Here is a 2,203-nt window from a genome sequence, read left to right on the forward strand (position 1 = left end):
ACGGTGGGCTGACAACCGCGCCAGCGCCGCAAGGTTCACGCAACCCAGCACCTCGAGACTCGACGGCCATCCACGCCCGGCACCCGGCGCGTGCAACTCTTCTGCCGCGAGGACCACCGATGACCTGCCCCTTCTGGATGCTGTGCGAATGAGCATCGCGCCGCGCAAACACCGCCGACTGCTGATCATCGCTGGTGCCGTACTGTGCACTGCCATTGTCGCCTGGCTCTGGCTGCGACCCGCTCCGCCGCCACCGCTGCAGCTCGCGCCCGTGGTACGTGGAAACATCGAACAGGTGGTGGAAGCCACCGGCACCCTGAAGCCATCGCGATTGGTGAGCGTGGGCGCGCAGGTCTCCGGACGCATCGAAACCCTGCACGTGAAGCTGGGCGACAAGGTGAAGGCAGGCGACCCGATTGCCGACATCGACTCCCGTACCCAGCGCAATGCGCTGCTGAGTGCGCAGGCGGCACAGCGCACCGCACGCGCCAACCGCGATGCACTGGCCACCGATCTGCGCCAGTACGAACTGACCCTGCGGCGGCAGCAGCAACTGGTGGCATCGCAGCTGGTGGCACGTGCCGACTTCGATGCTGCAAAGGCCAAGGTGGACGCGACCCGCGAACAGATCACCGCGCTGGACGGTGAGATCGTGCAGCGGCAGACCGACGTGGACATCGCGCAGACCAACCTGGAATACACCCGCATCACCGCGCCCACCGACGGCACGGTGCTGGCGGTCGTGGCCCGCCAGGGACAGACGGTAAACGCGGTACAGAGCGCACCCACCATCGTCATGCTCGGCAACCAGGACGTGATGACTGTCTACGCCGAAATCTCCGAGGCCGATGTTGTACACACCGCGGTCGGCCAGGAAGCCTTCTTCACCATTCTTGGCGACGCGGGCCGCCGCTACAGCAGTACCCTGCGCGACATCGCGCCAGCGCCCGAATCGATCACCAACGAAGATACGTCCAGCCTCGCGTCGCCAGCGCTTTCCGGTGGCAGTCGTACCGCCATGTACTACAACGGCCAGTTCGACGTGGACAACGCCGACGGCCGCCTGCGTAGCTACATGACCGCGCAGGTGCGCATCGTACTCGGCCGTGCCCACAGCGTGCTGACCATTCCGCCAGCCGCCTTGGGCGCACGGGCCGGCGATGGCAGCTACACCGTGCAGGTGCGTGGTGCAGACGGGCGCGCCGTGGCGCGGCGTATCACCATCGGGCTGGATGACCAGATCCAGGTGGAAGTGCGCAGCGGCTTGAAAGAAGGCGAGCAGGTTGTTCTGGCTCAAGCCGGCGACGAAGACGCCGCCGCACCCGCTCAGCCCCGATGAGCACCCCCATGAGCGAGCCACTGCTGAGCGTGCGCGGGGTACGCCGTGAATTCGCCGCCGGCGAGCAGACGCTGGTGGTACTGGACGGTGTGGACCTGGACATCCGCGCCGGTGAACTGGTGGCCATCGTCGGCCAATCCGGCTCGGGCAAGTCCACGCTGATGAACATCCTCGGCTGCCTCGATCGGCCGTCTGCCGGCGAATACCAGATTGCAGGACGCCAGACCGCGCAGATGTCACCCGACGAACTGGCCGAACTGCGCCGCGAACACTTCGGCTTCATCTTCCAGCGTTACCACCTGCTGGCCGATCTGACCGCGCTGGGCAACGTGGAAGTGCCGGCGATCTATGCCGGCATGCCCTCCCCCGCGCGTCACGCGCGGGCCGCCCAACTGCTGGCGCGGCTGGGCCTGGGCGAACGCATGCAGCATCTGCCCGGCGAGCTGTCGGGTGGCCAGCAGCAGCGCGTGTCGATTGCCCGCGCGCTGATGAATGGCGGTGCGGTGATCTTTGCCGACGAACCTACCGGTGCGCTGGATACACAGTCGGGCAAGGAAGTGATGAAGATCCTCGGCGAGCTGCATGCCGAGGGCCACACCGTGGTGCTGGTGACCCATGACATGGCGGTGGCCGAACACGCCCAGCGCATCATCGAGATCCGCGATGGTCGAATTGTCGATGACCGTGCGACGGGTACTGTCTCGGCAGCGGGCATGGCGCCGACCGCGCTGCCGCAACGCAGCGATGGCAGCAGCTGGCAGGCCGTGCGTGATCGCTTCTCCGAGGCTTTCCGCATGGCCCTGCGCGCCATGAATGCACACCGCATGCGTACCTTCCTGACCATGCTCGGCATCATCATCGGCA

General features: G+C 66.5%; 2 protein-coding genes. Both read left to right on the plus strand.

What is annotated here, in order from left to right:
* Nucleotides 1–148: 148 nt before the first annotated feature.
* The gene (locus tag AB4Y84_RS19835; protein ID WP_442244349.1) at nt 149–1,339 is read left to right on the plus strand and encodes an efflux RND transporter periplasmic adaptor subunit; all 1,191 of its coding nucleotides are present in this window, start codon (nt 149–151) and stop codon (nt 1,337–1,339) included.
* On the plus strand, nt 1,336–2,203 hold an 868-nt coding region (locus tag AB4Y84_RS19840), incomplete at its 3' end, for an ATP-binding cassette domain-containing protein (RefSeq protein WP_442250745.1). The genes AB4Y84_RS19835 and AB4Y84_RS19840, both read left to right, overlap by 4 nt.

Source organism: Stenotrophomonas sp. 2YAF22 (assembly GCF_052114665.1).
Taxonomy (GTDB): Bacteria; Pseudomonadota; Gammaproteobacteria; order Xanthomonadales; family Xanthomonadaceae; genus Stenotrophomonas; species Stenotrophomonas indicatrix.

Excerpts from the sequence above, each read along its gene's own strand:
- AB4Y84_RS19835 (WP_442244349.1), top strand. The coding sequence starts at position 149 with ATGAGCATCGCGCCGCGCAAACACCGCCGACTGCTGATCATCGCTGGT.